This is a genomic window from Actinoplanes sp. NPDC049599 (genome assembly GCF_044465625.1).
Classification (GTDB): Bacteria; Actinomycetota; Actinomycetes; order Mycobacteriales; family Micromonosporaceae; genus Actinoplanes.
On sequence record NZ_JBITLX010000019.1, the window covers coordinates 54990 to 74830 of the forward strand.

At 65.0% G+C, this 19841-nt stretch carries 13 protein-coding genes; 5 read left to right on the forward strand and 8 right to left on the reverse strand.

Annotated elements, in window-relative coordinates:
- The first annotated feature begins 10 nt into the window (after positions 1-10).
- A complete protein-coding gene (locus ACIBQZ_RS28510; RefSeq protein ID WP_396091876.1) occupies positions 11-298 on the forward strand; it encodes a hypothetical protein in 288 nt (95 codons plus the stop codon).
- A 138-nt stretch (positions 299-436) separates the two neighbouring features.
- A complete protein-coding gene (locus ACIBQZ_RS28515) occupies positions 437-586 on the forward strand; it encodes a hypothetical protein (protein WP_396091877.1) in 150 nt (49 codons plus the stop codon).
- Positions 587-1551: 965 nt separating this feature from the next.
- Here the strand turns inward: ACIBQZ_RS28515 and ACIBQZ_RS28520 are convergent.
- Genes ACIBQZ_RS28520 through ACIBQZ_RS28530 form a run of 3 tightly spaced genes read right to left on the reverse strand, consistent with a single transcriptional unit; the run spans position 1552 to position 4204 of the window.
- Positions 1552-2049 carry a hypothetical protein gene (locus ACIBQZ_RS28520; protein ID WP_396091878.1) on the reverse strand — a complete coding sequence of 166 codons (498 nt, stop codon included), beginning with the start codon at positions 2047-2049 and terminating at the stop codon, positions 1552-1554.
- 8 nt (positions 2050-2057) lie between these two features.
- A complete protein-coding gene (locus tag ACIBQZ_RS28525; RefSeq protein ID WP_396091879.1) occupies positions 2058-3743 on the reverse strand; it encodes an RHS repeat-associated core domain-containing protein in 1686 nt (561 codons plus the stop codon).
- A gap of 53 nt (positions 3744-3796) precedes the next feature.
- A complete protein-coding gene (locus tag ACIBQZ_RS28530; protein WP_396091880.1) occupies positions 3797-4204 on the reverse strand; it encodes a hypothetical protein in 408 nt (135 codons plus the stop codon).
- Positions 4205-4811: 607 nt separating this feature from the next.
- Between ACIBQZ_RS28530 and ACIBQZ_RS28535 the strand changes: the two genes are divergently transcribed.
- Positions 4812-5564: a hypothetical protein gene (locus tag ACIBQZ_RS28535; protein ID WP_396091881.1), complete on the forward strand. Its 753-nt coding sequence runs from the start codon at positions 4812-4814 to the stop codon at positions 5562-5564.
- Positions 5565-5697: 133 nt separating this feature from the next.
- On the opposite strand, the gene ACIBQZ_RS28540 is transcribed toward ACIBQZ_RS28535, so the two are convergent.
- Positions 5698-6054 carry a DUF488 family protein gene (locus ACIBQZ_RS28540; protein WP_396091882.1) on the reverse strand — a complete coding sequence of 119 codons (357 nt, stop codon included), beginning with the start codon at positions 6052-6054 and terminating at the stop codon, positions 5698-5700.
- 160 nt (positions 6055-6214) lie between these two features.
- Between ACIBQZ_RS28540 and ACIBQZ_RS28545 the strand changes: the two genes are divergently transcribed.
- The gene (locus ACIBQZ_RS28545) at positions 6215-6496 is read left to right on the forward strand and encodes a hypothetical protein (RefSeq protein ID WP_396091883.1); all 282 of its coding nucleotides are present in this window, start codon (positions 6215-6217) and stop codon (positions 6494-6496) included.
- A complete protein-coding gene (locus ACIBQZ_RS28550; RefSeq protein ID WP_396091884.1) occupies positions 6493-6792 on the forward strand; it encodes a hypothetical protein in 300 nt (99 codons plus the stop codon). Before ACIBQZ_RS28545 ends, ACIBQZ_RS28550 begins: the two co-directional genes overlap by 4 nt.
- A 92-nt stretch (positions 6793-6884) precedes the next feature.
- Here ACIBQZ_RS28550 and ACIBQZ_RS28555 read toward each other — a convergent pair whose 3' ends face one another.
- From ACIBQZ_RS28555 to ACIBQZ_RS28570, 4 genes are all read right to left on the reverse strand, one after another.
- A complete protein-coding gene (locus tag ACIBQZ_RS28555) occupies positions 6885-7766 on the reverse strand; it encodes a tyrosine-type recombinase/integrase (protein WP_396091885.1) in 882 nt (293 codons plus the stop codon).
- A 966-nt stretch (positions 7767-8732) separates the two neighbouring features.
- On the reverse strand, positions 8733-9272 hold the full coding sequence (locus ACIBQZ_RS28560) for a suppressor of fused domain protein (RefSeq protein WP_396091886.1): 540 nt from the start codon (positions 9270-9272) through the stop codon (positions 8733-8735).
- A complete protein-coding gene (locus tag ACIBQZ_RS28565) occupies positions 9262-15963 on the reverse strand; it encodes a polymorphic toxin-type HINT domain-containing protein (RefSeq protein ID WP_396091887.1) in 6702 nt (2233 codons plus the stop codon). The genes ACIBQZ_RS28560 and ACIBQZ_RS28565 overlap by 11 nt, the downstream gene beginning before the upstream one ends.
- Entirely contained in the window at positions 15960-19628 is a 3669-nt protein-coding gene (locus ACIBQZ_RS28570; protein ID WP_396091888.1) for a LamG domain-containing protein, read from the reverse strand. The genes ACIBQZ_RS28565 and ACIBQZ_RS28570 overlap by 4 nt, the downstream gene beginning before the upstream one ends.
- Between the last annotated feature and the right edge of the window lie 213 nt (positions 19629-19841).

Genomic DNA, 19841 nt, shown 5'->3' on the forward strand with positions numbered 1-19841 from the left:
CCACGCCGACGTGGCCTACCTGGCGGAGTTCGGCTGCAACGTCTCCCTCGACGCGGCCGACAACGTCTCCGGCGTGATCGACCGCGGCCGGTTCGACGGCCAGTTCCTGTCGACCACGACGCCGCAGAGCTACAGGCAGACCTACTACGGGACGACCCAGGGTGGCGTCCGCATCCCCGGCGAGTTGCTCGACGGCGGCCGCTCCGTCGAGACCGTGTTCGAGCTCTATCTGCTGGCACCGGCCGGTGCCTACTGGCGTGGCTGCCTCCAGATCCCCGGTCTGCGCTACCTGGCATGAGAGGGGCTCGGCACAAACCTGGTGCACATCGTGATGATCCGGTACGCCGCTCTGGGTGACTCATCGTCGGCCTCGACGCCCCGACCTCCGGCGACGTGCTGGTCAACGGCAAGCCGTACGCCTCATCGAAAGCCCCGTTTGCGCGAGATCGGCGTGCTGCTCCAGGCCAAGGCCATGCACCCTGGCCGCGCCACGGTCAGCCACCTGCTCGCCCTACCGGTACCTCAGGACGGCCGGGTGCACCGCTACCAACCCACCGGCCTGCTCATCTGCGGGCGACGCCCGTAGGGCCACTGGGTCAACCAGCGCCCGGGATACCGCTGCCGGCACGGACACGCCACCGCCCACCCGGCCGACCCCGACAGGTGTACTGGTCGCAGACACGCATCGTCGAGCAAATCTTCGACATCGCGAACTCCGAGTTGACCCGATGCGCCGACGCCGGACAACACGCCGCTTGTCTGCGCGCCCGGGACGCACTGATCGTCTCCAGTCCCGACACGGTCGCGGTCGAAGACACCATCCATGACGACACCGAACCGACGCGCGACCAGCAAACGAGATGCTGGCCAACGGCCAGCTCATCCTGCCGATAGCGACCACAACGCATCAGCCGGCCTCACCACGCCGGAAGTCCGTCAGCGCGTCAAAGGCCGAGCCTCGACAGCAAAGAACCCCCATCGAGATCCATGCATAACATGAATGATCTTTTGGGGGTCAACGTGTCCGGACGAGGACCTATTTCTGCCTTGACCCCAACCGCGGAAAGCCCCATCTGCGCACGGAGAATCAAATCGTAGCCCGGCACCCGGCAATGTGATAATTACTTGGGACTCGAACCCCGGTGAGGTCCGGCGAGACTCGAACGCCACGAGGCCGAGCCAGCACCTTATGAAAGACGGAGGCCATCAGCGATGGCCGAGATTCGGCGGACGATCCCCTCGCCCTGATGGTCGATCCGGGAAGGGTGCCCCGGGCCCCCTGCCGCGTGAGAGCTTGGGGCTGGTTCAAAACGGCGTTCGACAACCTCTTAACCTCCGTGAACAACTGCACGCTGCCGAACCAGCCCACACCCACCGAAATCAGGCGGCTCCACCATCATCCCAGTCCCACCCCGAACAATCACACCAGGAACAAAACCGATCGCGCGCGATCGGCGACTCCCGCACGCCCAATGGATCACCCAATACCGAAATGGTCAACGGCGACCGACACCGACTACGTCGGCGGATCAACGCTCAACACACCGCAGGTCACAGGTACTGAGCAAATTCACTTCGATACGCCTGGAAGCGATCCTTGTCCGTGTCAAGCTCTTCCAGGATATCTATCAGAAAATCAGCATTGAATTTTGACAGTCGCGCGTAAAGAACCCAAATACCGTCACGGGCGCGTTCTATGCAACGGTCCACCAGGTCATGGTTTCCCAACTCCGTCTCGGATTCGTGCGGTTCGCCGAGAATGATGCTGTGCAACGCATTGAGTAACTCGCTCTCCACCCAGACCGGAGGATTCTCCGCATATGCGGCCAGAATCACATCCAATGCGGGAAGGGCCACCTCGTAGACCATTGACTGCACTTCAAGGCGATCCTCCAGGCTGACACCCACAGACTCGGCGGCATCCTCCGCGTCAAGCAGCCGCGTGAACACGTCCGCGATACCAAGGCCGCCGGATTCTGGCGCCCGGTAGGCAGACCAGTCATGTCTGCGCACCTCAAGTCTAGCGGCCCGCGCTTTCATAGCGGTCATCCGTCCTGCTAGTGGGAGAACAATGCTCTGGGAACGATGTTTTCCTCAGGAATCATACTTGAGCACCTCCGGCAGATCGCCTTCTCCTCCCACACCTTCTTGCCCCCGGGAGTTCTCTGGTATGCAGCAGCCCGGTTAAAAAGGACGTCTTTCATGTCCCAGCCGGTTTGCTGCAAGATATTTCCTTCAGCGCACTTACCCCGCCCCGAACACCCGACGGCGATGTCTCCCGTCTTGATGTTGATCGCACTCGTCCAGGTCCGCGTCTTGCCCGTACGCAAAGGCTCGCCTGCCTCATCCCGCAGAGCGTTTCCGTCACTCACCCGCGATTCCACGGTCCATGGACCCTTGGGAGAGTGCACCTTCACGGTCGGCTTGAAGTCGGCGCCGGCGCTCTTCGGACCGGCGTTCTTGCCGGCGCCCGGAGAACCACCACCGTTAGCCGGGCTCTCGGGTTTGGCAGGGGAGGTGTCCTTGGCTCCGGAGGGAGCGTCCTTCGGAGCCGCCGGCGGGTCCGGCTTCGGCGGAGTCGCCGCCTTCGGGACTGCCGGAGGAACGACGTCGTCCGCGGCTTTGGCCGCATCCTTGGCCTTGTCGGCGGTCTTGGCGGTGTCAACGGCAACATCGATGGCATCGACGGCCTCGTCGGCGTACTTCACGCCCTTTGCCGCGGAGGCGCCGTATCCGGCGATCGGGATCGCTGAGGCGAAGGAGAGCTTCGAGTCCACGTAGTTGCCCTCGGCGGCATACCAGACGCCGTTGATGAGGTCGGCAGCCTCACCGAACGCGGGCACCAGGCCGATGACGTCCAAGGCCAGGTGACCGGACTTGCTCCAGCCCCACCACATACCGGAAGGGTCGGGGAACGCGAACGGATTGTTTCGACCGTAGGCGAACGCGTTCAGCTGCTGCGGGTCGGCGAAGTCGATCACCGGGTCAGGCGAGAGGAAACGACCGGTTGCCGGGTCGTACTCGCGAGCTCCCACGTGAGTTAGACCCGTGACGGCGTCGTTCGTGCCGCCGACGAATCCCCTCTCCCCCGCCCAGGCTCCGGTGCTGCCGCGCACACCGCCGAACGGCAGCGTACGGCGCTGCACCACCTTCGAATCCGCCGCGTTGATGGACAGCTCGCTGGTGCCGTTCTGCCCACCTGCCAGCCACATCACGCCGGCCTTGATGCGCATCGCCACGGTCATGCCGGCGTAGCTGTAGTAGCGGGTCGCCGTGACCTTCTGGGTCCTGACGTCGGTGGTCGACGTGTCGAGCTTGAGCTCCATGCCGCCGAGGTAGAGCGTCACCGCCTTGCCGGTGATGTCCCGGCGGATCAGGCGGTTGCCGGAGGCGTCGTAGAGAAACGAGGCCACCACCACGCCGGCCTTGAGGATCTCGGAGACCCGGCCCTCAGCGTCCCAGCGGTACTCCTCGCCCGGCTTGCCGGCCAGGTTGCGCTTTCGGGTGTTACCGATCTCGTCGTACTCGTAGGTGTCAGCAGTCGTCACCACCTTGCCCGCGGTCGTGCTGGTGATGTCGGTGCGCTTGACCGCGTGTGCCGGCTGCGCGCCCTTGCCGAACGGGGTGTAGACCTTCTTGACGTCCGTGCCGGTGGAGACCGTCTTGTGGGTGGTCTCTTCGGTGCGGTTGCCGGAAACGTCGTACTTGAAGCTCTGCCAGTACGGGGCCGCGCCGCCGAGCACCGATTCGACCGGCGTGGCTGCGCAGGCGGTCGTCGCCTGGGCCCAGGCTTCGGTCAGCCGGCGCAGGTAGTCGTACTGGAAGCACTGGACGTCGGCCTTGGTGCCGGTCTGGCTCGGCTGGTCAGTGCGCGGCCGTCGCGGAAACGCAGCAACGGATCGGTAGGACGCACAGCACCGCGCATGGTGGCGTGCTCGTCGAGCTTCGCGGCGAGTTCCAGGGTGACCGGCTGCCAGCGAAGGGTCTCGCCTTTCTCCCGCAGCCGCACCAGACCCCGTCCACGATCAAGGTCCATGACCCGTAGTCCGAGGGCACCGCCGCGTCGGCATGCGGTCTCGGTGTGCAGGCGCAGCAGCAGGGCATCGAGCACGGCATCGTTGCCGCAGGTCCGGGCGACCCGGTTGATCTCGCTGAGCTCGCCCGGTGTCAACGCGCGCCGGCAACTGGGCAGCCGACGCGGCATAGCGACCCGGTGTGGCCGGGCTGGCGCCCACGGCGACAAATCCATCGGCGATCGCCCGGGTGAACAGCGCCCGGGCCGCGCTGATCGCGTTCTCGCCCGCGTGCCGCCCGCCTCGGCCATTGCGTCGCTGGCGGGCGGTGCGGGTGATGAGTGTCTGATCGTGGTCATGGGCGTCACCGGGCGGATCGGGCGGTACTTGGTCGCGGCGGTTCGGGTGGCTGGGCGCCAGACGGTCCCCACCGCGCTCTCGACCGGCACGGACGTGTTCTCCGGTGCTGGGCTCGACGCGGCGCTGGAGGGTGCCGACGTCGTGGTGGACGCGACGAACTCACCGCGTTCGGACGAAGTTGCGGCCACCCGGTTCTTCCTGACCGGGATGGGCCGGTCGCTGTACCACTTCTCATGGAACTCTGCACCGCCGACGAGGTCCTACGGTTGCTGCCGACGCAGTTGCAGGCGCTCACGCTGCCCGACCTGGCCACGGTCCTGACCGAGGTAACCCTGCTCATACCAAGGATGGGCCACGTAGACGGTGGCCCTCGCCTACATCGGAGAGTCTCCGGCTCGACCTTTCCCGCAGCACTCGAATCTGGCAACCTAGCCTTTAGTGACCGAACAGTTACTACAAGTGGCGGTGGTCTGGTTGACGCAAATGTCGTTGTTCGGGCCGCCCGAAGGTGGGCCGGAGCCGAAGCCGCCGATCGGCCAACTCGTGCGGCTCAACGTACTGATCACCGTGAAGGCAGCATCGAACCCGTCAGAGCGCTACGGCGAGACCGTCTGCGTTGCCGGGCTGAGCACAGATCTGCAGCGGCGCGGCTGGATCCGGCTGTACCCGATCAACTTCCGGGAGTTGGCCAGCGACGACCGGTTCCGCAAGTACGACGTGGTCACGGTGAACGCGAAGCCGAACCCGCAGGATCAACGGCGGGAGAGCTTCCGGCCGATCATGGAAACGATGGTGACCGATCGGCACCTCGAACCATGGAAGCCGCGCCGCGCGCTGCTCGACGAGTACGTCGAAGACTCGATGTGTCGCCTCAACCGTGCGGCCCAAGCCAACGCGAATGCCCAGTCCCTGGCCCTGGTCCGACCGCGGACGGTCGACGGCCTGGTCGTGGAGGCACACCCAGGCTGGACCCCGGACGAGCAACGCAAGATCGACGTCTACATAACCAGCCCGACCTGTTCAGCAGCTCCGACCGCACGGCGCTCGAGCCACCCAGGTTCCGTGCGAGCTACCGGTATCACTGCCATGAACCTGGCTGCGGCGGCCACCGGCAAGGCGTCCTGGACTGGGAATTGGTGGCTTTCCAGCGGCGTCTGGTCAGCGCGGGCGACGATGAGCTGCGCCGCCTGATTTCGGCGAAGTTCCTGGACGAACTGTGCGCTCCGAGCCGGGACGTCGCGTTCTACGTAGGCAATCAGGCCAAGCGGTCGCACGTATTCAGCGTGATGGGCGTCTACTGGCCGCCTAATCGGCCCCCGCCGCGTCAGATGCGCCGCTGAACTTCCTGGATCACGACTTGGCGGTGGCAACGGCTCTCGTCCGCCTCGAAACACAGGACCGCGACGCGCTCCCGCCGGCCAGCCTCGGCGACCGCGTCCAGTGCCGTTCGGGACTCCGGCCGACGCAATAGTTCCGCGAACAGCGTCCGCGCGTCCTCACGGGCCGCATCGGAGCCGGCGAAACCCGGGCGGTTCTGCTTCGGGTTTCCGAGCTCCCGCCGATGCTCGTAGAGGCCCCGCTTGCGCGACAGCGGGGTCAACCGGACGTCGACCAGCCGGGAGACGCCCATCGCTCGCAGCTTCGCGATGAGCTTTTCCGCGGTCTGCCCCTCATAGCCCACGCCGACCAGGCCATGCGGAGGACGCCGACTCGTTGTCACATGTTCCACCCTTTCACAACGCGGAACCGCGATCGCGCGGTGCGGGTCGTCCGCTCGCCGCCTTCCGGGCGGACCAAGAGGTGGATTTTCGATCCGTATACGCAACGTTTACACTAGGCTCGTGGAGGAGAACTACGAGTTCAGCGACGATAGCTACACCGCTCTGGGCGCCGCGGGCGTGGCATGGCAGGACGCGGTGTTCGTGCTGCGTCAGAGCCGGCCCGTCGTGCGCAGGCACATCGGGGCGGTGCTCAACGTGGCGGGCAGGGACCGGCAAGGGCGCTGGCTGGCCGTGGCGTTGATCGAACTCGATTCACACCGTGACGACCAGTACACCGTCGCGGGGGCGCGATACCTCGATGACGCGGAGATCGCCTCGATCGAGCGGATGCTGAAGGGATGACCATGACCGACAACAGCGATATCCAAGCCGCACTCGACAACCACGACTGGACCGGTGCCGAGATCGTCACCGACCGCCCCCGCGCGAAGATCGTGCACTCCGTACGCCTTCCCGCCGAATGGTCCGAGGCCCTCGAGGCCGAAGCTGATCGACGCGGCACCACCCCGTCACGACTCATGCAGGACTACATCGTCGCCGGGCTTCAGCACGACGCGGCCGCACCTGAAGGCATCGTCACGATCAGCAGGGCAGCGCTGCACCAGGCCATCGACGCGGCGCTGACCAACGCCGCCTGAGGATGCCGATGGGGTTCCGCGCCGATGGTCGCGATTCGATCGACGACTCCGCTCGCGGAACCCCCGGCCACCACGATCGGTCAAGTTTGGAGCTAACTCCGCGCTTCGGCCCAGAAGGGCGTCCGGCCGGGAATGACCAGCGGATGAGTGCCACCGAAAACCTCGGTGAACGCCCACGCGACGTCGGCCAGTCTGTATGAGGCGATGTAGGTGGGTGTCGCGCCTATCCCGCTGAGGGTGTGCCCGGCGAACGCTGCGGCCAGCGCGTAGGACCAGGTCGTGCGCTCGACGTTGGTGATCGTGGTGTGCCGGAACCAGTGGGTACTGAGGCCGATCTCGTCGGCCCACGCAAGCCGGTGGCGTACCCGCAGCCAGAGGCTGTCGAGCCGACGCCGGGTCCAGCAGTAGAGCGGGCAGGCGGGCTGCTGGAGATACTCCATCATCACGACAGAAACTGGTTGCTCTCGGACGCGGCTGCCTTTCTCGTCGAGCAGGATGGCTTGACGTGCTGGGCGCAGCTTGTCGGGTGTCAGGTTGAGCAGTCCCTCTCGGCGGCAGCCGGTTTCGAGCAGAAAAGTCAACAGTCCAGTTTCGTTGTCGCTGACGACGGCGTAGACGTCGGCGATCTGCTGGTCGGTGAGCGCGGTTCGCCGGCTCTCCGGCCGGCAGGGCTTCCGAACGGCTTTGGCAGGGTTGTGTCGTAGGTGACCGTCGGCCACGGCAATGTCGAAGAGCCTGCGGCAGGCACTGATGGCATGTTCCCGGGCGCTGGAGCCATTGACGGAGGTTCGCCGGCGCACAGCCATGGCTTGGGCCCACACACCCAGCTCGGTGACATCCGAGGTGACGACTTGGTCGATTTTACGGTTACCGTGCCGCTCGGCCAGCAGCTGCAGATACGAGGCGTAGAGGTCGCGGGTATTGGGTGCCAAGCCGACGAGTGACCGCGGAATCATCTCCGCAACGGTCGGCATACGCCTAGGCATCTTGGTCTCCGGCGGCACAGACTCGAACAACAGTGCCCGCCGGCCAGGGCAACGGTGTCTCGAGCTGACCGCCCTCGACGACGGCACGGCGAACGGACATCCCACGGACAGCCGGCAACAGCCGGGGCCGACTCTCGAGATGCAGCGACGTGATGTCGACGCAAGCGGCGGACGCAGCCGGGATCATCGGTGGTTGAAAGCATGTCATAACGGCCAGATCGGCCGCAAAGCTCCCCAACTTATGACCGTGCTTCGCCTCACGTGAGGCCGGAAAACGGGTTCACCGCTGGCCTGGCGAGGAAGACCCACTCGCCGGCCACCGCATGGCTTCGACATCGACTGCCTGAGATAGACGACAGTTGCAGATCGGTTGCCGAATGTCGCCGCAACCCACTCTGACACCAGATAGACGCATTGCTGAGGCAACGACGTGTCACGATGACCGTTCTACACGCGAAATCGGGTCTATGTATCCACTTAAACCCGACATATACTGAAATTGTGTCCGGAGATCGACACAAACCAATACCCTATCGGTGCCGATCATTGACCTTGAGCTGACTGTAGCCTGACTGCTTGATTGCTGGACGCATTGCCCGCCAGACCGCAACGCCAAGCAGAAGTGAGATCAGAAGGCCAGTGAGGTGATCTCAACAAGGAATGGCAGCTGATCTGGTACGACACGGGCAGATCGGTCCGTATCGGATGGTGCTGGAGACAGGCGTGGAGCCATCGATAGACAAGTCCTTGCGACAGAAACCAGTCTTCGAGAGGGCTCCACGTGATCGTCTATCCTGCCATGCTCGACGTGCCCAGGGAACCAGGGCTATTGCGTTGTCGGACGGCAGGGCTCAGAACTGGGGATTCGTGGTGTGAGTGGCCTCTGTGGCCACCCTCGAACCAACCCACGGGACACCCATGGGTGTCGACGAATTTTCTATGGTCCTCGAGGGATCATACAAGGCTCGCGCGCGACGGGTTCAAATAGTCGAGACTATGACTCTCAAACAGCGTTTCGAGAGCCTCGACCCCGTTCTCCTTCTTGTAGTCCCGTTCGGCCGACGTGATAGGAATCAACCATGCGACGGCCGTTCGCCCACTTTCGCATTCGAATGAGCTGAACTCGGCCGCCTCCACATAGGGAAACGAGAGGAAACCATGATCCAGGCTCGACCCGTCCCAGAGCTCCTTGCCGAAGTTCACTGTATGTCCGAGTCCCAAACGCGTACTGGTCAGGTGAAAGTGGGTTAGCGAATAAAGGAACTCAACTGCCCGAAGGTTTCTGTCGGGCGTGACTATAAACGCCTCGATACCATCTGGCTCGCCGCCGCTCATGCCGTTAGTGGCGTAGCACCAGGTCTGCTCACGTTGGAACTCCAGCACACTGAACCAGGACGGCAATTCAGAGAACCTGCCGGCGCTCAGTTGATGCCGCCGCGGGACGACCTTCCAGTGATCAACGAAGTGCGCCTTCGCGCACTGATCAAAACTCACAACCCTCACCCCCGAAGAACTCGCCGCGCATCTCCATTGAGTACTTTTGCATATCACGGCCTTGCCGATTGGAGTCCGAGCGATCCTGGAGCCCCATTCTGGATCTGTCGCTTCCGCTCGCTCGAAGCTCGGCCTCTGTCATCTCGATTCCCGGCTTCTCACCGATACTCGGATCACCCTCGTAGTATCGCTTGACAAGAGGCGGATCATGGTCAACAACCTGCCCCGATCCGGCCCCAAAAGCCTTACGATCAGCTCGAGTTGGAGTCCTACCGTAATGTCCGCGCCTGCTGTAAGGCGCGCCGCCAGCCTCGTCGTTATGGACCAGCACCGGGGTGTTCCCGGCCATCACATAGTACGTGTGGAGGTCCGCAACGGTGAAGTTGTACATCCAGCGGGTGCCTGTGTACGAACGTACCGCCAGCACGGACTTCGGAGAGCCGTCTTCGGAACGAAGTTCATTACCGGTCGTCAGCGCACTGGCGTCGACCCATGCGTAGGCAGACTCGTCCCAGAACGGGTGTTCGTCGGTAGTGCGGATCAGTGCCTGGTCGCCCGCTGCGGTGCGCACGGTGAGGTCGGTGAGCTCGCGGTCGTCGTTGACGAATGTGGCGGTGACTACGCGGGATTCCGTGCGGCCGATCTCCGGGTCGGTGGCGAGAACCTCGTCGCCGACCTTGATATCAGCGATCTTCTTGGTGCTGCCGTCTGCCATCAGAACGAGCGTCTCTGGCGCAAAGCTGTTGGTCTTGCACGAAGTGCGCTGCGGTGGTTCGGGCTTGAGTTCTTTCGGCGTTGCGCCGGACTTCGCCGCGGTTTTGGCTTTGTAGTTGGCGGCGCCGTCGCTGCAGGCCACTTCTAGGCACATAGCTACGGAGCGGTAAAACTGGACTTCGGCCAGGAACTTGCCGGAACATTCCTCTGAGCCTGTCGCGCATGCGAGGAAGACGTAGTTATAGGCCTCCCAGGCGCAGGATGCCGCGCAGCCGTAGTCTCCCAGCATGTCGGTCTGGGCGTACTCGTCCATCCGCGGCAGCAGCTTGTTCAGGTCGGGGCCGCCCTTGGGCATCACGATGTTGTTGACGGATTGGCGGCCGTCGTCCCGGGTGGTGACCTTGACGCCGTGCCGGCTGTGCCGGTTGCTGAAGCCGGCGGGCCGGTTCTTGGTGTTGTTGTCGGACCAGCCTTGCGGCCGTCCCTTCTTTCTGGCCTTCGGGGCGACCGGAACGGCGTTGTTGCAGGAGCTGATGCCCCCGCCATTGCCGCAGTCCGGGCGCAGGCCGGAGGGGTCGGACAGGGTGATCGGATTATTGTTGGCGTAGGAGTAGCCGTTCCACTGCTGCGGATCCATCAGGTCCTGGACCGGGTCGACCGAGAGGAACCGGCCCAGGACCGGGTCGTAGACGCGGGCGCCGACGTTGACCAGGCCGCTGGCGTCGATGTCGCCGCCGACGAAGCCCTTGACCGTCGGCCACTGCACGGCCTCGCCGCGACTCTCGCCGTAGGGCTGCTGCCGGCGGAGGGTGACCTTCTGCGTGGACGCATTCACGGTGACCGACTGGGTGCCCTGGTGGTCGCCGAACAACCAGCTCAGCGACTGGGCCGCCGGCGTCCGGGTAGCCACGGTCTTGCCGCTGAAGGAGTAGTAGCGGGTAGCGGTGGCCGTACCGCCGGTCGGCACCTTCAGCTCGGTGCCGGGCAGGTAGAGCGTGGTGCCGGTCTTGTCGCGGTGGACCAGGCGACCGCCGTCGGGATCGTAGAGGTTCGACGTCGTCGTGACGCCATTTTCCGCGATCGTGGCTTGCTTGCCCTCGCTGTCCCAGGTCAAGGTCTGTCCCGGGCGGGTCCACGCATTGCCGGAGTCGTCGTAGGTGAACGCTGCCGTGTTGGTTGTGCTCTGTCCCGGCAGCGTCGTGATCGTCGCGGTTACCGCGTGCGGGCGAACAACGCCGGCACCCGGAGTCGGCACCGTGTAGTCGGTGGTCTTGTCGCCTGTACTGGTGTGCTCGACCTGCTTGGTGCGGTTGCCGAGCGTGTCGATCGTCCAGTCGGTCCAGTAGGGCGCGGCACCACCGAGATTCGCCGCCGACGGCTCGACTGAGCACTCCACGCCGTTCTTAGGTGTCCAGGCGGAGGTAAGCCTCTGCAAGACGTCGTAGCCGAAGCACTGGTTGTCGGACGCGCCGACCTCAGGGGTGTCCGCGATGGCGAGCAGGTTGCCGTTGTGCTCCCAGTCGTAGCGTCGGCTGGACACCGTGCCGGTCGAGGTCTCAGGCTTGACCTTGACTTCTTTGACGCGGCGGGTGTCGTGCTCGTAGCTGACCGATTCCCGGGTGTAGACGCTACTGGCGGTCTTGAGGGTGGTCATGGTCGGTTCGGCGAACGCGCTGTAGTCCTGCAAAGCGACGTACGACCCGACGAGCGACAGGTTGGTGTCGAGGCTGGTGGGCAGACCAGAGGCGTCGTTGAACTGGGTCGTGACGGTCTCGGTGACCAGGCCGCCGGTCGCCGGGTAGGTCATGCCTGCGGGGGCGCCTGTGTAGGCCGAGTAGGAGTATCCGTAGACGTAGGTGCCAGCTAATCCGTTCTCTGCGGCCGGGATCACGTATTGCTCGCCGGAGATGTCATACCGCTGGGTGAAGCCGCGTGCCTGCCACTTGTAGGCGTTGCCGTTGTCGTACCGGATCGACTCGGTCATCTCGCCCTTGAGCGGGACACCGGTGTAGAGCTTGTCGTAGGTCCACGACGTGCGCTTGTTGGCTGCGGTGACGGCGGTGTCGTAGACCGCGGTCGGGCGGCCCATCCAGTCGTAGGTGTAGACGAGCTTCATACTGCGCGCGTCGGTGGTCGACTCGATCTCGTCGTATTGGGTGTAGGTCGAGGTGGTCTTGCCCTTGTCGGGGTCGACGCTTTCGATCTGACGTCCCAACAGGTCGTACTTCATCGTCCAGATGTTCTGTGACGAGTCCTGGACTGACGTCAGTTGGTCCTTGGCGTCGTAGCCGTAGGTGGTGGTCAGGTGGGGCCCGGAGGAAGCGCCTGGTGTGGTGTACTGCCAGGCCTCGGTGGTCCGGCCGAGGGCGTCGGTCACCGTCGTGGTGGAGGTGCCGCCCTTGGGCGGGACGACGGTCGTGCGGTCGCCCTCGTAGATGTTTGTGGTCCGCCAGCGCTCCACGACGTTTGCCACGCCGTCGCCGGCTCGGTAGGCCACAGCCGTCGCCCGGTCGGCCCGATCGAAGTAGGTCAGGTTCTGGCTGGGAATCGACCATTCTGGCGTCGAGTACAACGTCCCCGACGCGTCACCCTCCTCGGCGTGCGCACCGAATGTCGTCTCTGCACGGCCATGCGCGTCGTAGATGGTGTCCGTGACCACTCGGCCACCCCCGACGGCTTCGCCCTGGGTCTGCCGGGGACGTAGGAGGGCGTCGAAGATGTCGTAGACAACATCGGTGGTGCCGCCCGAGTTGAGGATCTCGGTCCTCACGTAAGGGTATGCCACCCGTGCGGGGTCGTAGTGATAGCTGTACTTCGAGGACGGCAGTGACTCGTGACCCGAACGGGTCCAGCCGATGTCCCACACCTGGGTGGTGCGGCCGAGGGCGTCGTACGCGGCCTCCGTCACGCGCCCGTTCGGGTCGGTGACCTTGGTCGGACGTCCCGCTGCGGCGTTGAACGTCGTGGTGGTCGCCCAGCCGAGCTGATTGGTGTCGGTACGTGTGGTGACCAGGCTCTTGGCCGGGGTCAGCACCGTGGTGACGGTGTTTCCGCGGTCGTCGGTGGAGGACTCCTGGCGGCCGAACTCGTCGAACGCCGCCTTGCTGGTGGTCTTCCACTCGGTGCCGCCGGCGGCTGTCCAGTTCTTCATCGTGTCGGCGCGGGTCAGCGCTCCGTACACCGGTGCCGTCGAGGAGGCGTCTGCGCCGTCGTAGAAGCTGATGCCGTCAGAAAGCATCTGGTCTGCCCGGGTCGGCGCGGTCGCGCAGGGCAGCGCCTTGACCGTCACCTGCTTGACCGTGGCCAGTAGGTGCTTCGTAGTGCTGCGGTTGTACGTCGTGGTCGTGCACTTCTCGTCGCCGGACGTCGAGACGTCGCCGTTGTCTTGGATCGTCGTCGGCATGCCGTAGTCGTCGTACGACGTCGTCGTGCTCGTTGTGCTCCAGCCGCGGGCACCGTTCACACCCAGGGCCGTCGCGGAGTACTGTACGCGAGGCGCGACGTATCGTGCGGTGACCGTGTCACCGTTGATGGTGCGGGAGGCAGTCGGGTCGGAGCGCCACGGGACGCTGACCGTCTTGCTGACGGGTTTGTCCTCGGTGCCGTTGTAGACGACCGACTCACGGACCATGCCTGCGAACTGGTCCTCGTCGTAGACGGTTTCGGATCCCAACGAGGCATCGACCGTCACAGTGCGCGTACCGCCGCTCGGGGCGGCCTTGTCGCCGTGCATGCCCCGCAGGTAGGTGGTCTTGGACAGTGACTGGTCCGCGTTACCGACCTTGGTGGTGACCGTGGCGAAGCCGCGGAACTGGTTCCACGTCTTGCGCTTAGGGTTGATCAAGCCGTCGTCGTCGGCGTAATGCCAGGCCGGGGTGCCCTCGTAGGCGTAGAAGGTGTTGACGGTCGGCGCCTGGTGACCGTCCTGCAGCTGGGTGTCGCCCTCCGAGACCCTGGTGACGACGTACTTGTGCCACCACTCGGTGATGTCCGCCCCGTCCGGGTCGTACGGGTCGGGCCCGATCACCGGATAGCAGAGCTTGGTGTTGTTCTGCGGCGTCGACGGCAGGTTGCCGGTCTTGCATTCCGGCAGCGAGTATTCGACCTGGATCTGCGCGCCGGTCTCGGTGAAAATGTTGCTCAGCCGCTGCCAGTTGTTCGTCGTGTTGGTCTTGGTCAGTACCCGGTTCGGCAGCGCAACCGGGTCGAAGGTCACCGGCGGCAGCGTCACCGTGCCGCCGACATGGCCCGCATGAACGATCGACTTGAGCCACAGGCCGCCCTTCTGGCCGTCGCCCGGCGACGGGAAGGAGTGCTCGAACGTGTACGAGTCGATGTTCTGCCAGTCCGCTGGTGCCTTGGTGGTGTCCCAGACCCGGGTCGTGACCTTCTTGAGGCGCTGGGTCGACCAGAACGTGGGGGTCATGTCGTCGCACTCGGTCGCCGAGGCCTTGCACTCCTGGTCCCACGGGGTGTCCGGCCAATGCGAACCGTCGTGCTCGGTGCAGTCCGACAAGCACCGGTCGGCGGTGTCAAAGATGACTTGGGCCAGCGGCTTCACGGAGCGATCGGCGCTCCCCCGGTCCCACGTGCCGTAGTCGATCCGTGCCAGCGTGCCGCCACGGACGTAGGAGACGTTCGTCGTCTCTTTAGCCTCGGCGCCGTACTGGTTCGTCTCCTTGTTGTACCAGAATGACGTGGTGTTGCCGCGGACGTCGATCGCGTAGTCCAGGTTCCAACGCCACGCCTGGGTGACCAGGGAGTCATGGAACGAGGTGGCGTGTCCGGGCTCGCCGGCGTGGTTGCTGTAGACCGGGACGGTCCAGGCCGAGTTCGTGTCGGTGCTCTGCCCGGTCAGTTTGTTCTGTCCGAAGAAGTACTGGGTGCCATCGGTGGAGGTAACCTTCCAGTGCTCGCCGTCGTTGTCGTCGTTGGCCGCCCCGGTCAGCCGTTCGATCTTCGAGCCGTCCTCGGACCGGGCGTGCCAGCCCTTTCCTGCCTCGTACACCAGCTCGGCGCTGCTGCCTCCCAGCGACATGGTGGCATTCTGGGAACGCCAGCACAGGTCGCCGGTGTACTCCGGGTTGTTGTCCCCGCCTTTCTCGTCTTCCGAGCACGGTACGTAGCGGCGCTCGATGAAGCCGGGCGAGTAGTCGAAGCCCTCACCGATCCAGGACGGCTGGTTGTTCGTCGCCGACGACCGGCCGTCCACGCTTGCCGAGGAGTACGACAGGCCCACCTCGGGCTGCGGGCCGCCCATCGCGACCGGGACCTTGATCGGGTACGACCAGTTGAAATCACCCGTGGAGCCGCCGGCTGACCAGGTCGACGACGGGGACAAGGATGTCGCCCCGAAGTCACCGGAGTCACCGGCGGAGGCAGCCGCGACGGCCACCAGCGATGTAGCGGCAGTGGAGGCTGTCACCGTCTTCTTCGCCGCGTCGTTTTTCGACGGCAGCGGTGTCGCTACACAACTTTCCTTGTCCGGTGTGGTGAGCGCACACTCGGGCAACGACCACATTCGCAGACGCGACGACCAGTTGCCGCCGTACGCGTGCTGGAACTTCGCATAGTCCACGGTTAGCTCGGCTGCCCCGGACACCCGGGCCACCACACCGGCTCGCCAGCGCTGCGGCACCTTGGCGCGGTCCACCACCACAGCGGACGGCGCGGCATTGGTCGTGGTGCTGCGGGCGGCGTTGTTCTTGTGCGGCGTGGCCACCACCGGGGTTCCCGCGGCCGGCCAGACCGGCGGCGGAAGCCGCAGGTCTGGAACATCCTTGTGTTTCCGGGCTACGCCGCGAACCTCTTTACCGTCGTCGCCGAGCGGTACGGACTGGGCGGTCAACGGGCCACTGGGCTGGGGCGGTTTCGCCTGAGCAGCGGGGACCATCATCGTGGACGCCACCAGGATGCCCGTTGCCGAAGCGGCGATCAGTCGTCTGACGCGATTCATCATCGTCCTATCGCCGCTCATGCGGTCTGCTCGTCATAGAGTGTCTCGATCTGAGCGCTGGTGAGCGCGCCCTGGTACGTCTGGACGTCATCGACGCCGCCGTACCAGGGGTCGGTGAACCTGCCCGCCGCGTTGTCCGAGGAGTACCACGCGCCGCCCACGATCAAGGGTCCGTTGGCCTGCCAGGCCGACGCCCAGGTATCCGTGTCCTGCAGGGCACCGTTGACGTAGAGCCGCATCTGCTTGGTCCCGGCGTCGTAGACCACAGCGAGATGGGCGAACGAGCCCTCGTCGTCGATGTCGAGGGCGCGTGGCGCGATCGTGTGGACCCATGTCTCGCCCAGGTCCGAGTCGATCGTCGAGGTCATGACCTCGAAGCGCTGCGCGGTAACACCATCCACCGTGGATTGGCGGGTTCCCAGATAGAACGCCGATTGCTTGGTGCCCTTGGGCGCCAGGGCAGTCATCGACGTGGTCACCGAGTCCACGTGGACCCAGGCCGACACGGTGAACGACTGGTCCGTCCGCAGTACCGGAACATCGGCGGCGTTCTTCTGCGTCACGCCGTACTCGCGGGTCGCGATGCCGTAGAACGGGTCCGCCGGGTCGTCGTACAGCAACTGCCGGGTGTCGAGGCCCAGGTAGCTGCCCCGTGAACCGCTCGAGATCTCCGCACCCTGGGTCAGCCGAACGTCCCGGCTCCAGGCCGCACCATCAGGAGCCGAGCAGGTATCGGCGATGGACGGGTCGTAACACGGCACCGCCGTCTCGAAGTCCCATCGGCCTACCTCGACCGGCTGAAGAATACCGGGCTCGTTGACACCGCCCGAACCCGGCTCGGCGGCGCGCTGACCGGTGAAGTCATGCTGAACCAGTGCCCGATCGAAAACCTGCACGTCCGCCACACCACCGACCAGGTAGTCGGTCCAGACGCTGCTCGACTGCTTGCGGTTACCGATGCGCAGCTTGCCGGTGCCGGCCCACGCGGCCGTCGCGTTGGCCTCCGCCTTCTGCACCCCGTTCACCCAGAGCCGCAGCTTCTTCTCCGCGGCGTCGTAAACCCCGGCCACGTGAGTCCAGCGGCCGGCGACGGCGGTGTTGATACCGCAGACGACCGTACTGGCCGCCTCCGTAGCATCGGAGACCCGCGTCGTGATGCAGAACGACTTGTCGGCCACGCCGTCGCTGTTGCGGTCGTCCGGACGGTACTGCAACTGGAAGTTGGCCACTTGGTCGCCGTCCTGCGAGACGATCGTGCGGTAGCCGCTCGTGTCGTCCACCCGGACCCACGCCGCTACCGCGAAACTCTTCGTCGTGTCAACCACTCCGGTCGCGGTGGTCATCGACCCGTTGCCGCTGAAGGTGGCATTTTGGCCGCCAATCAGACGCTGCTTGTCGGTCCACGTCACAGCGACCGGTGTCTCCAGCGAGGCGTCGGCCTGCTGGAAGGGCGCGGGATTGACGGGCAGCGCGGGCTGGGCGTCTGTCAACTCGGAGCCGGCTTCGGTGCCCGGATACGTCTCCAGCCCCCACCGCGCGATCGGCGGTGACGGGCGATCGACCGTGAACGTCAACGACCCGTCACCCTCGTTGAGGGTGCCATCGATGGCCTGCAGATACAGGACGTTCTCGCCGTACCGAGGCGCGGTCACTGTGACATCCACGGCCTTGCCGGTCACACCCGCGATGGTGCCGGCGGCGGCCTCGGTCAGCACCGCCTCGTTCCATCCGTAGCGGAACTTCGTGACGTCGGTGGCCGGCGAGCTGATTCGGACGGTGCCCTCCTGCCCCGGCCCTGCCGGGGTCGACAGCATGGTGGCGCTCACCGCCGGATCAGAGGTGTCCACCTTGAAATAGCAGTAGGCGGAAAAGGAACTGTTGATCGAATACGGTGCCGAGTCGGTCCCCATGACCCGGAACGCGTATGTCCTGCCGTCGACGGCTCCGGCCACCCGGTTGCTCATGTCCCGGGTGTTGGCCATCGTGGTGGTCGTCACCGGCGAGGTCTTCTTCACCAGGGTGGTACCGGAGACCTCGTACCACTCCCAAGTGCTCTTGATCGCCTGGCTGACGTCCGCGTCCGGCATGACCGCCGAGAAGTACGGGTTCGTGAGGCCGATGCTGATCGTCGTGCTCCGACAAGCGATACCGTTGACCTGCAGAGAGTTCGGGACACCGGGCTTGGCGTCGATATCGGCGATGAGCTTGGCATCACCGGGGAAGAACTTCTTCCACCGATCGGTGGCGCTCTCGTAGCCCTGGGTCTCGTTGCCCGCGCTGAACGCGATCGTGACCGTCGAGGCGCCCTTGCTCGCTACTCCGCTCAGCAGCGTGGTGACATTCCCGCCGGTGAAGTTGACGGTCATGTCGGGCTGCGGCGAATCGGAGCAGCCGCTGCCCTCGTTGGCGTGCGACTCCGCCGCCGACAGGTGCTGCAGGAAGGGTTTCGACGACTTCCAGGCCGTTCGCGGAGTCGCCGAGATCGGGTTCGAGCTGTACATGTGGGTCCATGTGTTGTCGCAGGACCAGGTGTGGTCGAGCGTCATCTGCACGTACGCGGACTCGATGTGTTTGCTCTTCAGGGTCGAGGTCGAGAACTCGAAGTACGACCGGTAGATCCGTCCGTCCGGGTCCTTGCCGACCCGTGCCCGCGACACATCACTGTTGTTCGTGTTGTTGTTCGTCGAGTACGCCCAACGGTTCTTGCCCTTGCTCCACGCCGGGTCGATGAAGACCGGGAATGTGGCATTCCCGCCGAGTAACGCCTCGTCCGGGCGCAGCACCAGGTCCCCGGAGGCGGTCACCTCGGTCTGCACGGGGGCCGTGCGCGCCGTATCGCCGGGCGCTCCCGCGGTTGACGGATCACCGGCGGCGCCCTGCACCGCAGCTGCTGCCTTGGCGGAGCTCTTCGCCGTTGTCACTGCGGTGCGTGAATCCCACATCGCCGGCGCCGGCGCCGATGCCAGCACGGCTCGACCCACCACAGCCTGCAGCGACCCGTCCCGCAGCCGCGAAACCTTCGCGTCCCCACCGAGTTCGAAGGTGATCTTCCGCAGTTCCGTATTCGTCGCAGCAGCAGCCGACTTGACCGCCAACACGTGGGAGAAGCCCAACTCCGTTGGTCGCACGATCAGGTCCACGCCCGGCATGACCTCGGCGTAGGTGGCCGTGGTACCGGCCAGCTTCGGTGCGTGCAGCGGACCGCCTGGCCAGCTCAACGTGAGCGTCTTTCTGCCATCGACCAAGGTGACCAGGGGACCTTTGCCATCGGCCGAGAAGCGCACATCCGCAACCGAAGCCCGAGGACGCACCGTACCGTCGGCGGCGTGCTCCAACGACAGATCCACGTCGGCCCACGAGCCATCGGAACGCTCGACTCGCTGCGGCACGGCCGTCGTCTCGTACGTCAGCCGCCCATCCGGCTCGGCAAACAGCTGCTCGTACTCCGTGCGATCGGCCATCACCTCAACCCGCGCGCCGGACTCTTCCGCGAGTTTCATCGCCGACTTCTCATCCGGTGCGGTCGCCGCAGCAGGCAGCCGCAGCGGCCCCAAAGCCGGCGGCACAGCAGCCGCCGCCACCGGTGATGCGACTACGGCAGCGACCAGGATCAGCGGTGCGCAAACCCATACCGTCGAACGCTTGAGAACCTTCGAGCAGGCATGAGCCCACACATCGACCACCACAGTGAATCCCCCGTTACGTGGAGCAGCGAGCGAACTCTAGAGGCATCGACGAACCCCTGTAAAACAAGATCACAAACAGCAACCATAAAACGGACACCCAGGCAGGAAAGCGCTGCGCCCGGTCACCCACGGCAAGGACCTACACGTCACTCCAATGACGAAACGCGCACCGCACCAAACCTACGACGCAATTCGACCACTATGGACATCGAC

Excerpts from the sequence above, each read along its gene's own strand:
- ACIBQZ_RS28520 (WP_396091878.1), bottom strand. The coding sequence starts at position 2,049 with ATGACCGCTATGAAAGCGCGGGCCGCTAGACTTGAGGTGCGCAGACAT.
- ACIBQZ_RS28555 (WP_396091885.1), bottom strand. The coding sequence starts at position 7,766 with ATGCCGACCGTTGCGGAGATGATTCCGCGGTCACTCGTCGGCTTGGCA.
- ACIBQZ_RS28565 (WP_396091887.1), bottom strand. The coding sequence starts at position 15,963 with ATGAGCGGCGATAGGACGATGATGAATCGCGTCAGACGACTGATCGCC.
- ACIBQZ_RS28530 (WP_396091880.1), bottom strand. The coding sequence starts at position 4,204 with ATGCCGCGTCGGCTGCCCAGTTGCCGGCGCGCGTTGACACCGGGCGAG.
- ACIBQZ_RS28550 (WP_396091884.1), top strand. The coding sequence starts at position 6,493 with ATGACCATGACCGACAACAGCGATATCCAAGCCGCACTCGACAACCAC.